This window comes from Paenibacillus sp. Leaf72, from assembly GCF_001422685.1.
Classification (GTDB): Bacteria; Bacillota; Bacilli; order Paenibacillales; family Paenibacillaceae; genus Pristimantibacillus.
Genome location: NZ_LMLV01000030.1, coordinates 174,814 through 192,355 on the forward strand (window position 1 = coordinate 174,814; position 17,542 = coordinate 192,355).

Below are 17,542 nucleotides of genomic sequence, written 5' to 3' on the forward strand. Positions count from 1 at the left end.
TGTTTAGTGACGCATGTCAGGTTTGTCTGGTGTAATATTCCTTTGTCTCAGTCTAGAGACCGAGCTGGATTTCAATCGGCCGTCCCTTTCTTGTGTTTGGCGGGTCCGTTATACTTAGACGTATGAAGAATAGAACCAATTGAAGGCAGGAGTTGATGATCTCATGAATGGCAGCTTTTTCAATCGATTTATAACAGCTGGCATCGTTATTGCGATAGGTGTTGTCTTTTTTCTCAATCAAACGGGTATCATTTCCACCCAGCTCAGCATTGGAGAAATCATCTCCAACTTCTGGCCGCTTATTTTAATCGTTATTGGGCTAAAAGGAATATGCTCGAGAGACTCCTACAAGCATGGCGGAGGATTTTGGGTGATGATGATTATTGGCGTCGTGTTTCTTGCCCGGAACATGGGCTGGTCGGATTGGTCCTTAGGCGATATTATTCCGTATATTTGGCCGATTATTATTATTTTAGTCGGCATCAATATGCTGCGTAAGCCGAGCCGAAGCAAGCGGAAGAAGCATGAGCCGCCATCCGATGATTGGAAGTCTTATGATGGTTATACGGAAGGTGAAATTCCTCCAGCGCCGCCGCTGCATCCCGGCCCAACGGATCCTTTTCCTCCAGAGCATGCGCAAGAACAAGCTGGGCCTGTTAAAGGGGCGCCGTTTCAGCAAAACAGCTTTGAAGGCGGGAAATCCAAAGTGAATTTAGAGAAGGATCAGCCTATAGGCAACGTATGGAAAGAACAGGCCAAGCAGCATTACCGCGATCAACGTAAAGAATGGAAGCAGAAATTTCGGGAACAGCGCAAAGAGTGGAAAAATGAAAAAAATCACTACAGCGGCAAAAGCGAGTGGTGGAACAATGATCCGAATACGCAGACCCGCTCCAATTTCATAGGCGATATTCATATTGGCCATGATTATTGGGAGCTGCAGCCAATCAACATTTCACATTTTATCGGCGACACCGTCATTGATTTAACGAAAGCGCAAATCGCTTACGGGGAAACGAAGATTACGGTATCTTCTTTTATCGGAGATGTGAAAGTGTATGTGCCTAATGATTATGAGGTGGGCATCCATGTGCAGAGCAGCGTTTTTATAGGCGATGTGAAGTTTCTTGGCAAAAAGGAGCACGGCATGTTCAAGTCGATGGATATGGCTTCCCCTTCCTATGCAGATGCGGATAAAAAAATCAGGCTGGTCGTTAGCTCGTTTATTGGCGATGTGCGTGTCACGAGGGTGGGATAAGCGTTTATGATGGTTCGGTTGCTTCGCAGTGGAAAATGGGAATTGATTTCCATGTTTGTGTTCGCTGCTGCTCTGGCTTATGGAGCGGCGGCGATAATCGCTTATGGGCTTATGCCTCATGCAGGGAGATGGGAAATGTGGCTGACTGCCGCAGCCGTCTTCCTGCTTGTTGCTGCGTCTTGCGGTTATTGGGCCGGCAGGCGAATACAGCGCAGAGTAGATACGCTCCAGCTCGCGATGAAACAGGCCGTTAACGGCAACTTTGAAATTCGGATTGCCGAGCGGGGCGGCTTGTCCTTTACCGAGCTTTATGAGGAGTTTAATGTGCTTGCGAGGCAAATGGAGGAGCGGATGACTTACATCCAGCGTACAGGCGAGGAGCAGGTTATGGCCGAAGCTGCCTCTAATGAAGAAGCGGTGCTGGAAGAGCGCAAAAGGCTCGCTCGCGACTTGCATGATACGGTAAGCCAGCAATTGTTTGCGATGCATATGTGCGCCTCTTCGCTGCCTAAGCTTCAGCAGGTGGATAGCGAACGCGCGGCTGAGGTGCTAGGCCAGTTAATCGAGATGTCCACGCTTGCCCAGAAGCAAATGCGCACGTTCATCGCTCAGCTTCGCCCAATGGAGCTTGAAGGCCGAACGCTGCTCCAAGCGCTGGATAAGTGGTTTCCTGATTATTGCCGGCAAAACCATTTGCAAGGGCAGCTGGAATGGCGGCTGGTTGAGCCGCTGTCGGAAGCGAAGGAGCATCAGCTTTTTCTCATCGTGCAGGAGGGACTGGCTAATATCGTCAAGCATGCAAAAGCAGAGGGCTGCTCGCTGACGTTATCGGAAAATGAACGGCAAATTGTGCTGAGCCTGCAGGATGATGGAACGGGCTTCCGAGTAGATGAGGTCAAACGAGGCTCCTACGGGCTGTCAACGATGCACGAGCGTGCCCAGAAGCTTGGCGGAACGGCAGAAATTATAAGCAAGCCAGGCAGTGGAACGAGGGTCAAGGTGTCTATTCCAAAAATATGGCGGGGGAGCGATAAAAAATGAGCAGCCAGGAAATGTTGAAAATTATGATTATTGATGATCATGATATGGTTCGAACAGGATTGCGCACTTATTTAATGCTGGAGCCGAAATTTGAAGTTGTTGCAGAGGCGGGCAGCGGGCAGGCTGCGCTTGATAAGCTTGAAGCCGGCATACCGAAAGGGATGCCTGATGTCCTGCTGATGGATTTAATGATGCCCGGCATGGATGGCATTGAGACGACGAGGCGCGTGATGGCGAAATATCCGGATGTGAAAATCGTCATGCTGACGAGTTTTTTGGAGGATGATAAAGTGTATGCTGCCATTGAGGCAGGGGCGGTCAGCTATGTACTGAAGACGGTATCGGCGGAGGAGCTGATTTATGCGCTGAACGGCGCTTCGAAAGGCATGCCTGTCATGACAGCTGATGTATCTCAGGCTTTGACGCGTGGACTTCGGCAGCGTACAGCACAATCAGGAGATGAAGGGCTGACGGAGCGGGAGAAGGAAGTGCTGCTGCTTATTGCCGAGGGACGGTCAAACAAGGAAATTGGCGAAGAGCTCCACATCAGCATTAAGACGGTCAAGACGCATGTCAGCAATTTATTAATGAAATGCGAGCTGGATGATCGGACACAGCTGGCGGTGCTTGCTCATCGCAAAGGCTGGGCCAAAAGCTTATAATCAACAATAAACCAAATCACATTATTATTTATCACATATTGCAGCAAAAGGCGGGCTATACTAACGATGTACAGCGGCGAGATGAGCCGCACTAAAGCGTACATAAAAGGAGCGTCTTGCTATGATTTTGCTGTCATCAGAGCTGGAAGCCAGCCATCAATCCTTCATTGAAACCCGCGATATGCTGACGCAGCATACGTTCGCTTTAGGCGGCAATTGGGATTATGCAGCTGGTTCGTTCGATCGCCCATTGGATGAAGCCCATAAAGTATGGCTGCGGATTCCTTTTGAAGTGACGGATGGCGCCATCGATAATAGCTCTTCGGATACAGATGCCACTATTAAGCTGGGAACGCCATATGTGCTTAAGCATTTATATAAAGAAGGCAATGATGAGGAAGCTTCGGTGCGGCTGGTAGGCGCCTTATTCGACCAATTTCAAGCGCCGACTGATCCCGATGCTGACATTGAAAGCGAATGGGTCGAGCGGGCCAAGGACATTATGCAGCAGGTAGAACGGGCATTGGCATAAGCTTAAAGCAGTCTTTTGAAACTTAAATAGTGGATGAAAAACTCTCTGTCACCAGTGATAGGGAGTTTTTTTATGTATGTTTAAATGTCTTTTAAGATTGTTTTAAGGTAGAATGTGCATGATAGGAGTACAACAATTAACCAGCAAGCAGCCTTTAGAGACTGAATTGCTTCATTGTATACCGATGAGGAGGAAACGGGAATGGACGATCAGAATAAAAAGAACGGCTTTGATGATTTTTTCCAAAATCGTGAGGATGGGCAGCGGAAGCAGGAGGATAACGTTCAGCCAGCCCACGCTGATGAAGCATCAGCTGATTCTTCTGAACAGGCAAGCAAGCCTTCCTACTACTATTCTTACGGACCGTTTAAGTCAGGCGCACCGGACAATCATACGCTGTCTGATAGCGCTGGAGCAGGCAATCATTCTATGTCAACTCCGGCACCAACATCCAGCCAGGAAGCAGCTGCCGCATCCCAGCCGTACAGCCAGCAGCAGGGTGAACAGGCAAACTTCGCTGAAAGCATGCCTCCTGCCCCAGTAAGGCCGTTCAGCTCATCGCAGTCATCCGCCAGAGGCGGTTGGCAGGTGAAGGAGCCGCAGCGCAAAACGTCATTCAAAGCGATGTTTTCTTCGTTTATTGCTGGGGTTCTAGTAGTTGGATCTTTAATGTATGCTTCGGATGTGAACAATTGGTTCAGCAAGCCGGCGGAAGCGACTGTATCTCAGCAGGGAACGGCTACAGCAACGGGACAAAACAGCGGGCTAACTGCAGCATCTGACAGGCCGGACGATATTGCTAAGCTGTTCGAGGCTTCAAGCCCGGCTGTTGTGAAAATTGAAACCTTTGCTTCGCCTACAAGAAGCAATGGCGATCCATCGGCTGATTCCTTCTTCGAACAGTTTTTCGGCCAGGATTATCCGGGAGCAGGCAGCCAGGAGCAAAACAATAACAGCAATGGATTACAAGCAACAGGCAGCGGTACCGGATTCTTTTTTGACTCCACCGGTTACATTTTGACCAACCAGCACGTCGTGGGCGGAGCAGAGAAAATCGAAGTTACGGTGCAGGGCTATGACAAGCCGCTAACAGCGCAGCTGCTGGGCTCTGATTATAATCTGGATTTGGCTGTACTTAAAGTAACGGATACGAAAGCCTTCCCTACTTTGAAGCTAGGTAACTCCGACAGCATCAAAATCGGTGATTGGGTCGCAGCAATCGGCAATCCTTATGGCTTTGACCATACGATTACCGTTGGCGTGCTCAGCGCGAAGGAACGTCCGATTTCCATTCCGGATGAGCAAGGAACACGCAACTACGAGCATTTGCTGCAAACGGACGCATCGATTAATCCAGGCAACTCTGGCGGACCGCTGCTCAACGTAAATGGTGAAGTGGTCGGCATTAACACAGCTGTAAGCTCGCAGGCGCAAGGAATTGGATTTGCGATTCCAACGAGCACAATCCAAGGCGTATTGGAGAATTTGAAAAATAACGTTGAGGTTCCGAAAGATCCGATTCCTTTCATCGGCGCGGAACTAGCTGATGTAACGGATGCTATGGCGAAGCAGCTAGGCATGGATAAAGCGGAAGGCTCCATCGTCAGCAATGTGTATTACAACTCTCCTGCCTACCTGGGCGATCTGAAACAATTTGACGTTATCATCGGCATTGACGGCAAAGTGTACAACAATATAAAAGAACTGATTCCCGCAATTCAAAAAAGAAAAGTAGGAGATGTTGTGGAGTTGAATATTATCCGCAAAGGTGCGAAAATGGATTTGTCGGTCACCATAGGCGACCGCAATAAGTTCAACGCAGAATAATGAAGCAGCCAGCATATCGGTGCAGCTGGTGCTGAATGGTTACAATCAGGCGCAGAGGCGAACAATCTCTCTGCGTCTGTTTTTATGAAGCTAAAGAACATGGGGGCGTACCGATGAGAACACAAATTATAGTTGTAGATGACGATGAGAAAATCACCTCTTTATTAAGGCGGAGCCTGATTTTTGAAGGATATGAAGTGACGACTGCAAGCAATGGCTTGGAAGGGCTGAAGCTGCTAATGACAGCGGAGCCACAGCTTCTCATACTCGACGTGATGATGCCGCATGTAGACGGCTGGGAAGTATGCCGTAGAGTGCGAGAAGGAGGAAGCACGGTTCCGATTCTGATGCTGACAGCGAAGGATGATATTACCGACCGGGTGAAAGGGCTGGATACGGGAGCTGACGATTATCTAGTGAAGCCATTTGCACTCGAAGAGCTGCTTGCCAGAGTTCGTGCGCTGCTGCGTCGCAAGCCGGATAAAATCGAGGATACGGGCAGCAAAATCGTCTATGAGGATCTTGCGCTTGATCAAGATGCCCGCGAAGCGATTCGGGGCGGCCGGCGTATTGAGCTTACGGCAAAGGAATATGATTTGCTGCTGCTCTTTATACAGAACCCGCGCCGCGTATTGACCCGTGATGTCATTATGGAAAAAATATGGGGCTACGACTTCAGCGGAGAGTCGAATGTTCTAGAAGTTTATATTGCGATGCTGCGCCAGAAAATGGAGGAGGGCGGCGGCAAGCGCATGATTCAAACCGTTCGTGGTACAGGCTATGTGCTGCGGGGAGAGGGCTGATCAGCTATGACCATACGGCTGCGTTTAACTTTGTGGTATTCAGCTTTGCTTGCGATGACGCTGCTGATATTTGGTTTTGCCATCTATATATTTGTTAATTACAATACGTACGGGCAGATGAAAGATCAGCTGAAGGGCGAAGCGGATAGCTACAATGTAGTTGTCAACGAGCTCAACTTATTGATTGCCCCTTCGCAAGGGCGGTTTTATGAGCGTTCCTTTTATTTGCAAATTGTCAGATATAAAGAGGGCATTATTAATGCGAGCAAGGAGCTGCTTAGTACAGGCATAAAATATCCAATTCCTGATGTTAAGGATAATGTGCAGGCTGGCTTTATAAAGGCTAACATTAAGGTGAATGATGCGAATATAACCTTTTTAATTTATCAGCGTCCTATTTACAGCGATAGTGCGAAAACCGATTTAATCGGTCTTATTCAGGTAGGCGCAATTGTTACGAGTGAGGAAAGTTATTTGAAAGCTTTGCGGACGATTTTGTTTACCGCATCGCTTATCGCTGTCCTAATAGCCTTTACAACAGGTTTGCTTTTGGCCCGTCAGGTGCTTCGTCCAATTGAGCGTGTCATTAAATCAACGGAGAAAATTCAAAACGGTTCTGATCTTAGTGTACGCATTCCAATGGATGGCCCTAATGACGAAGTCGGCAGGCTTGTCTATAACTTGAATGTCATGCTGGCCCGTTTGGAGACGGCTTACAATGAGCTGGATGAATCCTATAAGGCGCAGCGAAGGTTCGTCTCGGATGCGTCGCATGAGCTGCGGACGCCGCTGACGACGATTCGGGGCAATATTGAGCTGCTTCAGCGAATGTGGGAAAAAACGAAGGACCCGGATGCATTTGACGGCATCGTGCTGGCGCTTGATAACCAGCGCTTCGGCCTTACGGTTGAGGCGATGCAGGATATTGCAGCGGAATCCCGCCGCATGTCGACGCTTGTTAATGATTTGCTGGCGCTCGCCCGTGCGGATGCCGGTTATGAAATGGAGAAAACAGTAGTATCGATGCAGCCGCTTGTCGAAGAGGTGGCACGCCGTGCCCAGCTGCTCCCGCGTACCGCTGAATGGCGCGTAGGCGACCTGTCTCCGCTCAGCGGCATTGAGGTCAGAGGCAATCAGGATTATTTGCAGCAGCTGCTGTTCATTTTTATTGAGAATGCTTTCAAGTATACGGTAGAAGGCCATATTGAGCTTAGCGTGCGCAGCAAAGACAATCAAGTTGGGATTACGGTCAGTGATACGGGCATGGGGATGGACCCTGAGGAAGTGCCGCATATATTCGACCGTTTCTATCGGGTGGACGAATCGCGCGGCAAAACGGTTGGAACGGGGCTCGGATTATCTATTGCAAAATGGATAATAGATGAGCATCGCGGTTCCATTGAAGTGCTTACGCGCACGGGTGAAGGGTCGGAGTTTACGATCTGGCTGCCCATAGTCTTTTCTGAGACGGCAGATTCGTCTATAATAGAAGGAACGGATCGAACTTTGGGCTAATGCCCACGGTTCAGAAAGCAGGTGCACCTACATGCAAATTGTTAAAATTTCACCGCGGGGCTATTGCTACGGCGTTGTTGACGCTATGGTACTCGCACTGCAAACAGCTAGAAATCTCGAGCTGCCGCGGCCAATATATATTTTGGGAATGATTGTGCACAATGCGCATGTGACGGAAGCGTTCGAGCAGGAAGGCGTTATTACGCTGGATGGGGAGAACCGTCTGGAAATATTGGAGCAGGTCGAGCAGGGGACGGTTATTTTCACTGCCCATGGCGTTTCCCCCGAAGTTCGGAGACGTGCCAAGGACAAGGGATTGACGGTTGTCGATGCCACTTGTCCTGACGTGACGCGCACGCATGATTTGATTCGCGAGAAAATGGCCGAGGACTACCATATTATTTATATTGGCAAAAAAAATCACCCTGAGCCAGAGGGTGCCATTGGCGTCGCTCCAGATCGCGTTCATCTCATCGAGCGTGTCGAGGATATCGATTTGCTAGAAGTGCCGGAAGGCAATATCGTCATCACAAATCAGACCACGATGTCGCAATGGGATATCCGCCATATTATAAGCAAGCTGATTGAAAAGTTTCCAACGGCGGAAGTCCACAATGAAATTTGCCTGGCAACCCAGGTTCGCCAGGAGGCCGTAGCCGGACAGGCTGGCGAGGCCCAGCTTTGTCTTGTCGTTGGTGATCCGCGCAGCAACAACTCCAATCGCCTTGCACAGGTGTCGGAGGAAATTGCAGGCGTTACTGCTTACCGTGTCGCAGATGTATCTGAGATTAAACGGGAATGGCTTATTGGCATTGAACGTGTGGCGGTAACTTCCGGCGCTTCGACTCCTACGCCGCTTACCAAGGAAGTTATTACGTATTTGGAGCAATACAACGACGATGACCCTACAACGTGGGAAATCGTTCGTACCGTCAATATGGAGAAGCTGCTTCCCAATGCCCGCAAAAAGTCAGTTGTTGCGCGCCCAGAAGTGCCAGAGACGCCGTAAGGCGTCTTTTTTCTATAGTTCCGTTATCAGTCACGTTATTAGCGAGGGAAAATGGCATGAAACGGGAAGAGCGCGGGCCTAAAGTTTTTGCTTGACGGGCAGCGCTGCTTCTTATATAATCACCTTTAACGAGTAAAAGCATAAAAGCCACAAAGCATAGAAGCGTCGAAGCGAACAAGCGTTTAAGTGGAAAAGGGGAGATTGACATGATCGTAATTACTAATCCGCATATTGAAGAAGCAAGAATTGCTGAAATTGTTACCCATATTGAAGCAGCAGGCGTTCAAGCCCATGTATCAAGAGGAACAGACCGTACCGTAATTGGTATTATTGGGAGTGCAGCACCTACATTAGCCGAGCATCTTCGCCAGCTCAAGGGCGTTGAAAATGTTATTAAAATTTCCAAGTCCTACAAGCTTGCAAGCCGTGATTTTCACCCAGATGATACCATTATTGACATTAAAGGCGTTAAAATTGGCGGAAATAATTTAGTTATTATGGGCGGCCCATGCGCAGTCGAAACACCAGAGCAAATTGATGAAATCGCCCGACTGGTTAAAGCGGCTGGCGGCCAGGTGCTTCGCGGTGGAGCCTTTAAGCCTCGCACAGGCCCATACAGCTTCCAAGGCGTTGGCGTTGAAGGCTTGGTTATGATGGCGGAAGCGGGACGCAAGCATGGCTTGCTGACGATTACCGAAGTAATGACGCCGGAATACGTAGATGTATGCGCCGAATATGCGGATATTCTCCAAGTCGGCACGCGCAATATGCAAAATTTCGACCTGCTCCGCAAGCTCGGAACGATTCAAACGCCTGTTTTACTGAAACGGGGCTTCAGCTCAACGTACGATGAATTCCTAAATGCAGCGGAATATATTCTTGCTGGAGGCAATCCGAACGTTATGCTGTGTGAACGCGGAATCCGAACATTCGAGACCTACACAAGAAATACACTTGACTTGTCAGCTATTCCTGTATTGCAAAGCCTCAGCCATTTGCCAGTCATCTCTGACCCAAGTCACGGCACTGGCCGCCGCGAGCTTGTAGAGCCAATGTCGAAGGCGTCAGTAGCCGCTGGAGCGAATGGACTGATCGTGGAAATGCATACAGATCCAGATAATTCGATGACTGGGGACGGGGTACAATCACTGTTTCCGGACCAGTTCGCTAATTTATTAAAGGATTTGGAAAAGCTCGCACCAATTGTTGGGAAAGAATTTAACACGGAGAAGGCGCCAGCAGAAGCTTTCAAAGAGTGGAAAATATAATCGACCTATAAAGCCGTTAATTCCTATGTAAATAAGGGGATTACGGCTTTTCCTTTTGCCGTGTAGGAGGAATTGTGAACAAATGTGTAAACCTGTAAGTATAGCTAACATGCGAATAAAAAATACCTCACATAACTATTGACGATGATAATATCGTAGTTTTATAATAACGTCATGGTTTGGAACGATAGGAGAACGTTACCCGTTCAATACTAAGCAAATGTTCGGAAATGGAGGAAATATCTGATGTCAGTTCAAAATGTTTTGGACACAATTAAAGAAAACAACATTCAGTTTGTAGATTTCCGGTTCGTGGATCTTTTTGGTCATGCGCACCACATTACCCTTCCTTCGACAGAAGTTGACGCCGATACTTTCGTAAATGGTGTAGCTTTTGACGGTTCCTCGATCCCGGGTTTCCGTGGAATCGAAGAGTCGGATATGGTTATGATGCCAGATCCTGAATCGGTATTTATCGATCCTTTCACTGATCACCCAACTCTAAACGTAATGTCTAACATTCATACGCCTGATGGCGAACGCTACGAGCGCGATCCGCGCAGCATCGCTCAAAAAGCGGAAGAGTTTCTGCAAAAATCCGGTGTGGGCACGACTGCATTTTTCGCTCCGGAATCCGAATTCTTCATTTTCGACGATGTTCGCTACGAAAGCTCGATGAACACTTCCTTCTATTCGGTTGATTCCGAAGAAGCTGGCTGGAACAGCGGCCGCAAAGAAGAAGGCGGAAACCTTGGCTTTAAAGTTCCAGTTAAAGGCGGTTACGTTCCAGTAGCTCCGGTTGACTCCCAACAAGACATCCGCAGCGAAATGGTTCGCCTGATGCAAGAAACAGGTCTTCGCGTTGAGCGTCATCACCACGAAGTAGCGACTGCTGGTCAAGCAGAAATCAACTTCCGTTTCGACACGCTGACTAAAACAGCTGACAACCTGATGAAATACAAATATATTGTTCACAACACAGCTCGCCAATATGGAAAAGTTGCAACTTTCATGCCTAAGCCGCTGTTTGGCGATAACGGTAGCGGTATGCACGTTCACTCCTCCATCTTTGATGGCGACACGCCTTTGTTCTTTGAAAAAGGTGCTTACGGCAACCTGAGCCCGCTGGCTATGAACTACATCGGCGGAATTTTGCACCACGCTCCAGCGTTGATCGCGCTCACTAACCCGAGCACGAACTCGTTCAAACGTCTGGTTCCTGGCTACGAAGCTCCAGTTAACCTGGTGTTCTCCAAAGGTAACCGTTCGGCTGCGATTCGTATTCCAATCGCTTCCGTTACACCTAAAGGCTGTCGTATCGAGTTCCGTACGCCTGACTCCACTGCCAACCCTTACCTTGCGTTTGCAGCTATGCTGCTTGCAGGTCTTGACGGTATTAAGCGCAAGCTTGATCCAGTTGCTTTGGGCTATGGTCCTTTCGACAAAAACATTTACGAATTGCCAGAAGAAGATAAGAAGGATATCCGCAGCGTACCAGGTACGCTTGACGAAGCGCTTAGCGCTTTGGAAGCAGATTCCGAATTCTTGACTGAAGGTGGCGTATTCTCTGAAGATTTCATCGCTAACTACGTTGCATTCAAACGTAATGAAGCAAAAACAGTATCGATCCGTGTTCATCCGCACGAGTACAGCCTGTACTTCGATTGCTAGAATGAACGTTGAAGGAGCCTCCTATATGGGGGGCTCTTTTTTTCTGCCTATTCGCTGGAGTGAAATGACAATAAAGACTAATTTATCGCCTCCCGCCGTTAATAATGAAAGCGGCAGCAAAACACCCTTATATTGAAGAAAACCGAATATTAACAAGAAGTCAATAATAAAGTGTTCGACTTTTGTCACGAAAAGATGCCAGACTACTTGAAGCGGGCCTTTAAAATTGCTATTATAGCGTTATCATGTTAATAACTAAAGGTGGTTATCCGAAGATGAAGAGAGCATTCAATTTTAATGCAGGACCGGCCGCTTTACCGCTCGAAGTACTTGAGCAGGCTCAGCAGCAATTCGTGGAGTATCAAGGCGCTGGCATGTCCATTATGGAAATGTCGCACCGCAGCGAGCTGTATGAGCAAGTTAACAATGAGACACAGGCTCTTTTTCGCGAAATTTACGGCATTCCTGACAATTATCATGTTCTGCTGCTGCAAGGCGGCGCAAGTACGCAGTTTGCAACCATTCCAATGAATTTCCTTACCCCAGGCAAAGTCGGCGCTTATGTAATGACTGGCGCATGGGCAGAGAAAGCAATCAAGGAAGCGAAGCTTCTTGGCGAGACAGCCGTAGCTGCTACTTCCGAAGCTCACAAGTTCAACCGCATTCCGGCACTTTCCGACATTCAGCTGCCAGATCAAGCTGCTTATTTGCACATTACGACAAATGAGACCATTGGCGGCACGCAATTTGCTGAATTCCCGCAAACGGGCAATGTTCCACTAATCGCGGACATGTCGAGTGATATTTTGAGCCGTCCGGTAGATGTCAGCCAGTTTGGTCTGATTTATGCAGGCGCCCAGAAAAACCTCGGTCCTTCGGGTGTGACGGTTGTCATCGTTCGCGATGATCTTATTAAAGAAAGCCCTAAGACGATTCCAGCTATTTTCCGCTATGATACCCATGCGAAAGCAGGCTCGTTGTACAACACGCCGCCTTCCTTCTCGGTTTATATGGTCAATCTGGTGCTGAAATGGATTAAAGCAAGAGGCGGAGTCGCCCAAATCAATCAATACAACCGCGACAAAACAAAGCTCATTTACGATACGATTGATCAAAGCGGCGGTTTCTATTATGGCTTTGCTGCTCCAGAGAGCCGTTCGCTTATGAACATTACATTCCGCTTGCAGGATGCAGAGCTTGAGAAGAAATTTATTAAGCAATCCGAAGCAGAAGGTTTTGTTGGCTTGAAAGGACATCGTGATGTTGGCGGGCTTCGCGCTTCGACTTACAATGCGGTTCCACTGGAAAGCTGCAAGGCGCTTGCTGAATTTATGGCAGAATTCCAAAAAAACAACGGCTAATTGCGGCTGTCCGTGATTAAATGATAGAAAAACCGCCCGCTCCTTTCGCTTATGAAAGGAACGGGCGGTTCTTTCGTGTAATTAGGCAAGGGTTTGCTCCAGAGCGCTTGGGCCATGCAGCTTATAGCCTACGTTACGAACGGTCATAATATATTCGGGGGTCCGGGCGTTTTTTTCGATTTTATCGCGGAGATGGCTAATATGGACGTCTACGATACGGGTATCGCCGAGGAAGTGATAGTCCCATACGCCATGAAGCAGCTGCTGGCGGCTCAGCACCTTGCCTTTATGCTTGCAGAGGAAGACGAGCAGCTCGAATTCCTTCGGCGTCAGCTCGATCAGCTTGCCATCAATCAGCACTTCTCGTTCATCGGGACGTACCGACATGCGGCCAATGTCAATGGCGCTTGACGGTGCTGCGCCAGGCAGCGATTGCAGTCTGCGGAAAATCGCTTGGATGCGCGAAATCAGCTCCTGCGGGCTAAACGGCTTGGTCATATAGTCGTCAGCGCCATTATCGAGGCCAGCAATTTTATCGGTAACATCCTGCAGGGCGGTCAGCATGACGATGGGAACGGCGTTGTTTTGCTTGCGCAGCTCGCGGCACACTTGAATGCCATCCATCTTCGGCAGCATTAAATCGAGAACGATGAGATCTGGCCGAAAGGGGCGCAGCATATCAAAAACGGCTTCTCCGTCATCTACGCATCTGACGTCGTATCCGGCTAGCTTCAGGTTGAATTCAATCAGCATGGAGATGGAGGGCTCGTCATCGACGACGAGAATTTTCTTCTTCAACATGTTGTCTTATTAAGCCTCCCTTATCCTAAACATGTCTTTGCTCATGACTACATTATGAAGTTAGACGTTCAAGTAGGGATTAAGAGTACGTTAACGGGATGTAAAATTTCATTCCTATTTTAAATAAAATAGTAATTCATGTATAATAGGCAAGGGACAAGGGGTGACAACAAGAAGATGGCATTTCATATTGTGTTAGTAGAACCGGAAATACCCGCTAACACGGGCAATATTGCGCGGACATGTGCGGCAACCGGTGCGCATCTGCATCTGGTGCGTCCGCTGGGCTTTCAAACGGATGACAAGACGCTGAAGCGCGCAGGCCTGGATTATTGGCATGCGGTTCATGTCGAGTACCATGATTCCTTTCAGGAGCTGCAGGAGCAGTATGCTGATGGGCGGTATTTCTATGCCAGCACGCGGGCGGTCAAAGCCTATAATGAGTTTCAATACCAGGATGGGGATTTTTTCGTATTCGGCAAGGAAACGAAAGGTTTGCCTCAAGAGCTGATTGAAGCTAATTTAAGTACATGCATTCGGATGCCAATGACGGATAAGGTCAGATCGCTTAATTTATCCAATTCGGCGGCAATCATCGTGTACGAGGCGCTTAGACAGAACGATTTTCCAGGACTGTCTTAAAATAGAGGCGGCTTACGAACAGTTTTAGTTCTAGCAGATTCAAAGCTTGGCGGCAAGGTGAAGAATTTACTTAAGGGTTTAATTTAGGAATTACTTAAAGCATTACCTAAAGAGAGAAGCAGAATGGGGAAACAGAGGCAGAGCGTTAAAGAAATGAACTGTCGGGGTTTCACGAAAAAGGCTTGCAAACTAGACACAGGAGAGGTGAACAACGATGAAACCAGCAGGTGTAGTAAGAAAAGTAGATCAACTCGGACGTATCGTTCTTCCAAAATCGTTGCGTAAACGTTACCAGATGAATGAGGGAGATCCGGTTGAAATTTTAGTGCAGGGCGACCATATTATTTTGGAGCGTTACCGTCCGAAATGTGTGTTCTGTGGTTCTATGGAAGAAGTCCGCGAGTTTAAAGAACGTTTTTTATGCGGCGTTTGTGTGGCTGAAATGAGCCAGCTCGCCCGCTAACCTCATACATGCTTAATATGTAGTAACAAAAAGAAGCTTCCCCCTGGAGCAGCCTTAGCTGCATTCCTTCGGAGAAGCTTCTTTTGGTGCAAGCTGATAGTTCAGCTTACAGGCCTTTGGTTTTGTCATCGTTGTAAGAAGACGTGAACATAGCCGTCAAGAACAAGACGAATACAGTCATTACAATAATGAATGTGATGGACATTAATGGCACCTCCAAAATCCTCATGCAACTGTTTTCATTATACCCAACCTGCCCGAAAAAGAAAACTTTAAATATGGGCTGTACCTTGATAACATAGAACTATAAGCGTTAAAGCTTGTATCTTAGGAGGAGTCGAACCATGGATTACCGTTTTTCATCACGAGTGACCGCTCTCAAATCATCGGTCGTAAGAGATATTCTCAAGCTGACGCAGGGCAAGGATATGATTTCATTCGCTGGAGGGCTGCCGGCCGAGGAGCTGTTTCCGGTGCAGGCGATTCGCGATGCTGCCGATCGCGTGTTTACGAAGGGCGCAAGCGCTCTGCAATACGGATTGACCGAGGGCTTTATGCCGCTGCGTGAACAGCTGTGCGAGCGTATGGGACATAAGGGCATGAACGTACGCCCTGACGAAATGCTGCTGACGACAGGCTCCCAGCAGGCGATCAGCCTCATTGTTGAAGTGCTGACCGAGCCTGGCGATACGATATTGGTAGAAAGGCCGACATATCTCGCTTGCTTGCAGGTGTTTGAGATGAATGGCTTAAATGTCATTGCTGCGGACAGCGATGAGCATGGCATTGTAGCGGAGGATGCGGAGCGGCTTATTCGCGAGCATCGTCCAAAGCTAGTGTACGCCGTGCCTACCTTCGGCAATCCGACGGGGCGCGTCTGGAGCACGGAGCGCAGGCAGCAGCTGCTGGCGCTTTGCAGTTCTTATGGTGTACCTATATTGGAAGATGATCCATACGGGGAAATAAAATATGATGTAAATGCCGTTTATCCGACATTGTTTGCGCTTGATCAGCAAGCGGGCCGTTCAGGCTCGGTTATTTATACGAGCACCTTTTCGAAGACGGTTGCGCCAGGGCTGCGCACAGGTTGGGCAATGGGTCCAGCGGAAGTCATTGCTATGATGGCTAAAGCGAAGCAGGCGGCAGATTTGCATTCCAGCGCGATTGATCAGCAAATCGTCAGCGAGCTGCTGGATAGCTTTCCGCTCGATGAGCATATTAAAGTTATCTCTGCTTCCTACGGGGAGCGGATGCGCGAAATGCAAGGGCTGCTTGTGCAGCAGCATATTGAAGGATTGCGCTGGATTGAGCCGAAGGGCGGCATGTTCCTATGGGTGGAGCTGCCGGAAGGTCTTGATGCAGAGGCGCTTCTCCGGGCTTCCGTTCAGAAGGGCGTTGCTTTCGTACCCGGAAGCTCCTTCTATGCTTATGACCCGCAGCGTAATACGGCGCGGCTTAACTTTACCTATAACATCGGAGCCAAGACAGCACTCGGCGTAGAGCGCTTTGCGGAAGCGATCCGCGAGTTTACGGCCCGCTCCTAACCTTGCAGCTCGCAGAAGCATCGAGTTTGCGGTTGCATGCCCGATGCCAATATGCCCAGTACATGATGCCCGATGTCTTGGCCATTAGCGGGACGATGAACGCCGCTTGCTAGGACGGCGAGGGGCGCGGTTAACCAAAGCTGCCTGCGATTCGCCAGGTGCAGCAGTTGTGCTTGGCCCCGCTTGATTGCTTGGCAAAGCGGCCACCCAATCGGCGATGACTTCGGCGTATTCGGTCAAGGCGGCTGCTCCGGCAGGCAGCAGGCGGTATTTTCCGCGCTGCTGGCGCTCGAACCAGCCATAGTAATTGTCGCGCAGCACAGCGCCGCTGCGCGGGAAGCTCGTCAGCGCAGCAACCTGGCTAGGCGAGTGCGCCTCTCCCAGCTGCTGGAGCGCGTAGGCGCAGCGCAGCGCCTTCTCGCGATAGGCGGTCACCAGCTTGCGGCCGGTACTGCCGCCTACATTATAATCGCCGCTGCGCTCGCGAAATTCAAGAAGCAGCCTCGCCTGCTTCTTGCGGCGCGTTCCGCGCTGCGGCGCCTCGCCGGGCTCGCATAGCACATCAATGACAGGCGCCTTCGTCTTGAAGAAGGTGACGGTCATAAGGCCGATGCCGAGCATGCGGCACAGCTCGGTAATTTCACCGAAGCGCTGGTTGTGCGCGCCGCTTTTTTTACGATTGCGCTCGACTACGAGCACAACCTGATCATTTATACGAAGGCGTTCAATCCCCTGCAGCAGCAGGGCGAGATTGAACGTCTTTTTCATTTCCACGATAATGGTTTCTTCGGTATCCGCGTGCATCGCGACGAGATCGCAGTGCAGCACCTCGCTTTTGACGACGAAGCCGCGCGCTTCATAATAAGCTTTTACCGGGCCGTAAAGCTCCTCTTCCTTTCTGACTGCCACGTGCATTCCCCCACTTTCTTCTAACTATTATAACAAAGGATAGGGAGTGCGGGCAGATCGAATCTATTTGTCCAAGCAAACCCGCGCTGCAAGCGTATTTGTCGCAATATGCATGATTACCGCCTAAAATAGTGGTCAATTTCCACGCGGAATAAGCATAGACATGTAATACTTCAATAAAGTTAGTTCCACTCGCTGAGGTTCTTGCAAGCAAATGCCGAGCGAAGTGAAAAATT

At 49.1% G+C, this 17,542-nt stretch carries 16 protein-coding genes; 14 read left to right on the plus strand and 2 right to left on the minus strand.

The window, feature by feature from the left end; genetic code table 11:
• Positions 1-163 precede the first annotated feature (163 nt).
• The 11 genes from liaF to serC all read left to right on the plus strand — a co-directional run bounded on the left by liaF (position 164) and on the right by serC (position 12,947).
• Positions 164-1,258, plus strand: a complete 1,095-nt coding sequence (gene liaF / locus ASF12_RS22030; RefSeq protein WP_056039576.1) for a cell wall-active antibiotics response protein LiaF — start codon at positions 164-166, stop codon at positions 1,256-1,258.
• A gap of 6 nt (positions 1,259-1,264) precedes the next feature.
• Positions 1,265-2,299 carry a sensor histidine kinase gene (locus ASF12_RS22035; protein ID WP_056039579.1) on the plus strand — a complete coding sequence of 345 codons (1,035 nt, stop codon included), beginning with the start codon at positions 1,265-1,267 and terminating at the stop codon, positions 2,297-2,299.
• Positions 2,296-2,961, plus strand: a complete 666-nt coding sequence (locus tag ASF12_RS22040; RefSeq protein ID WP_056039581.1) for a response regulator — start codon at positions 2,296-2,298, stop codon at positions 2,959-2,961. The genes ASF12_RS22035 and ASF12_RS22040 overlap by 4 nt, the downstream gene beginning before the upstream one ends.
• Before the next feature lie 121 nt (positions 2,962-3,082).
• Positions 3,083-3,493: a YugN family protein gene (locus tag ASF12_RS22045; protein WP_056039584.1), complete on the plus strand. Its 411-nt coding sequence runs from the start codon at positions 3,083-3,085 to the stop codon at positions 3,491-3,493.
• 201 nt (positions 3,494-3,694) lie between these two features.
• Entirely contained in the window at positions 3,695-5,320 is a 1,626-nt protein-coding gene (locus ASF12_RS22050; RefSeq protein ID WP_056039587.1) for a S1C family serine protease, read from the plus strand.
• 113 nt (positions 5,321-5,433) lie between these two features.
• Positions 5,434-6,123: a response regulator transcription factor gene (locus ASF12_RS22055; protein ID WP_056039590.1), complete on the plus strand. Its 690-nt coding sequence runs from the start codon at positions 5,434-5,436 to the stop codon at positions 6,121-6,123.
• Positions 6,124-6,129: 6 nt separating this feature from the next.
• On the plus strand, positions 6,130-7,638 hold the full coding sequence (locus ASF12_RS22060) for a sensor histidine kinase (protein WP_056039593.1): 1,509 nt from the start codon (positions 6,130-6,132) through the stop codon (positions 7,636-7,638).
• Between the two features lie 31 nt (positions 7,639-7,669).
• Positions 7,670-8,647 carry a 4-hydroxy-3-methylbut-2-enyl diphosphate reductase gene (locus tag ASF12_RS22065; protein ID WP_056039596.1) on the plus strand — a complete coding sequence of 326 codons (978 nt, stop codon included), beginning with the start codon at positions 7,670-7,672 and terminating at the stop codon, positions 8,645-8,647.
• 206 nt (positions 8,648-8,853) lie between these two features.
• Positions 8,854-9,915 (plus strand): 3-deoxy-7-phosphoheptulonate synthase, encoded by a 1,062-nt coding sequence (gene aroF / locus ASF12_RS22070; protein WP_056039600.1) that lies wholly within the window; start codon positions 8,854-8,856, stop codon positions 9,913-9,915.
• 246 nt (positions 9,916-10,161) lie between these two features.
• On the plus strand, positions 10,162-11,586 hold the full coding sequence (gene glnA / locus ASF12_RS22075) for a type I glutamate--ammonia ligase (RefSeq protein WP_056039603.1): 1,425 nt from the start codon (positions 10,162-10,164) through the stop codon (positions 11,584-11,586).
• Positions 11,587-11,861: 275 nt separating this feature from the next.
• Positions 11,862-12,947: a 3-phosphoserine/phosphohydroxythreonine transaminase gene (serC, locus tag ASF12_RS22080; RefSeq protein WP_056039606.1), complete on the plus strand. Its 1,086-nt coding sequence runs from the start codon at positions 11,862-11,864 to the stop codon at positions 12,945-12,947.
• An 81-nt stretch (positions 12,948-13,028) separates the two neighbouring features.
• Here serC and ASF12_RS22085 read toward each other — a convergent pair whose 3' ends face one another.
• Complete coding sequence (locus ASF12_RS22085; protein WP_046228682.1) at positions 13,029-13,748, minus strand: response regulator transcription factor; 720 nt, start codon at positions 13,746-13,748, stop codon at positions 13,029-13,031.
• A gap of 177 nt (positions 13,749-13,925) precedes the next feature.
• On the opposite strand from ASF12_RS22085, the gene trmL reads away from it, so the two are divergent.
• The 3 genes from trmL (at position 13,926) to ASF12_RS22100 (ending at position 16,397) form a co-directional block, all read left to right on the plus strand.
• Positions 13,926-14,390, plus strand: coding sequence for a tRNA (uridine(34)/cytosine(34)/5-carboxymethylaminomethyluridine(34)-2'-O)-methyltransferase TrmL (gene trmL, locus ASF12_RS22090; protein ID WP_056039608.1), 465 nt, complete (start codon positions 13,926-13,928; stop codon positions 14,388-14,390).
• Positions 14,391-14,604: 214 nt separating this feature from the next.
• Complete coding sequence (locus tag ASF12_RS22095) at positions 14,605-14,853, plus strand: AbrB/MazE/SpoVT family DNA-binding domain-containing protein (RefSeq protein ID WP_046228684.1); 249 nt, start codon at positions 14,605-14,607, stop codon at positions 14,851-14,853.
• 344 nt (positions 14,854-15,197) lie between these two features.
• A complete protein-coding gene (locus ASF12_RS22100) occupies positions 15,198-16,397 on the plus strand; it encodes an aminotransferase-like domain-containing protein (protein WP_056039611.1) in 1,200 nt (399 codons plus the stop codon).
• An 84-nt stretch (positions 16,398-16,481) separates the two neighbouring features.
• Here the strand turns inward: ASF12_RS22100 and ASF12_RS22105 are convergent, their stop codons facing one another.
• Positions 16,482-17,306 (minus strand): DUF2161 domain-containing phosphodiesterase, encoded by an 825-nt coding sequence (locus ASF12_RS22105; RefSeq protein WP_056039614.1) that lies wholly within the window; start codon positions 17,304-17,306, stop codon positions 16,482-16,484.
• Positions 17,307-17,542 lie beyond the last annotated feature (236 nt).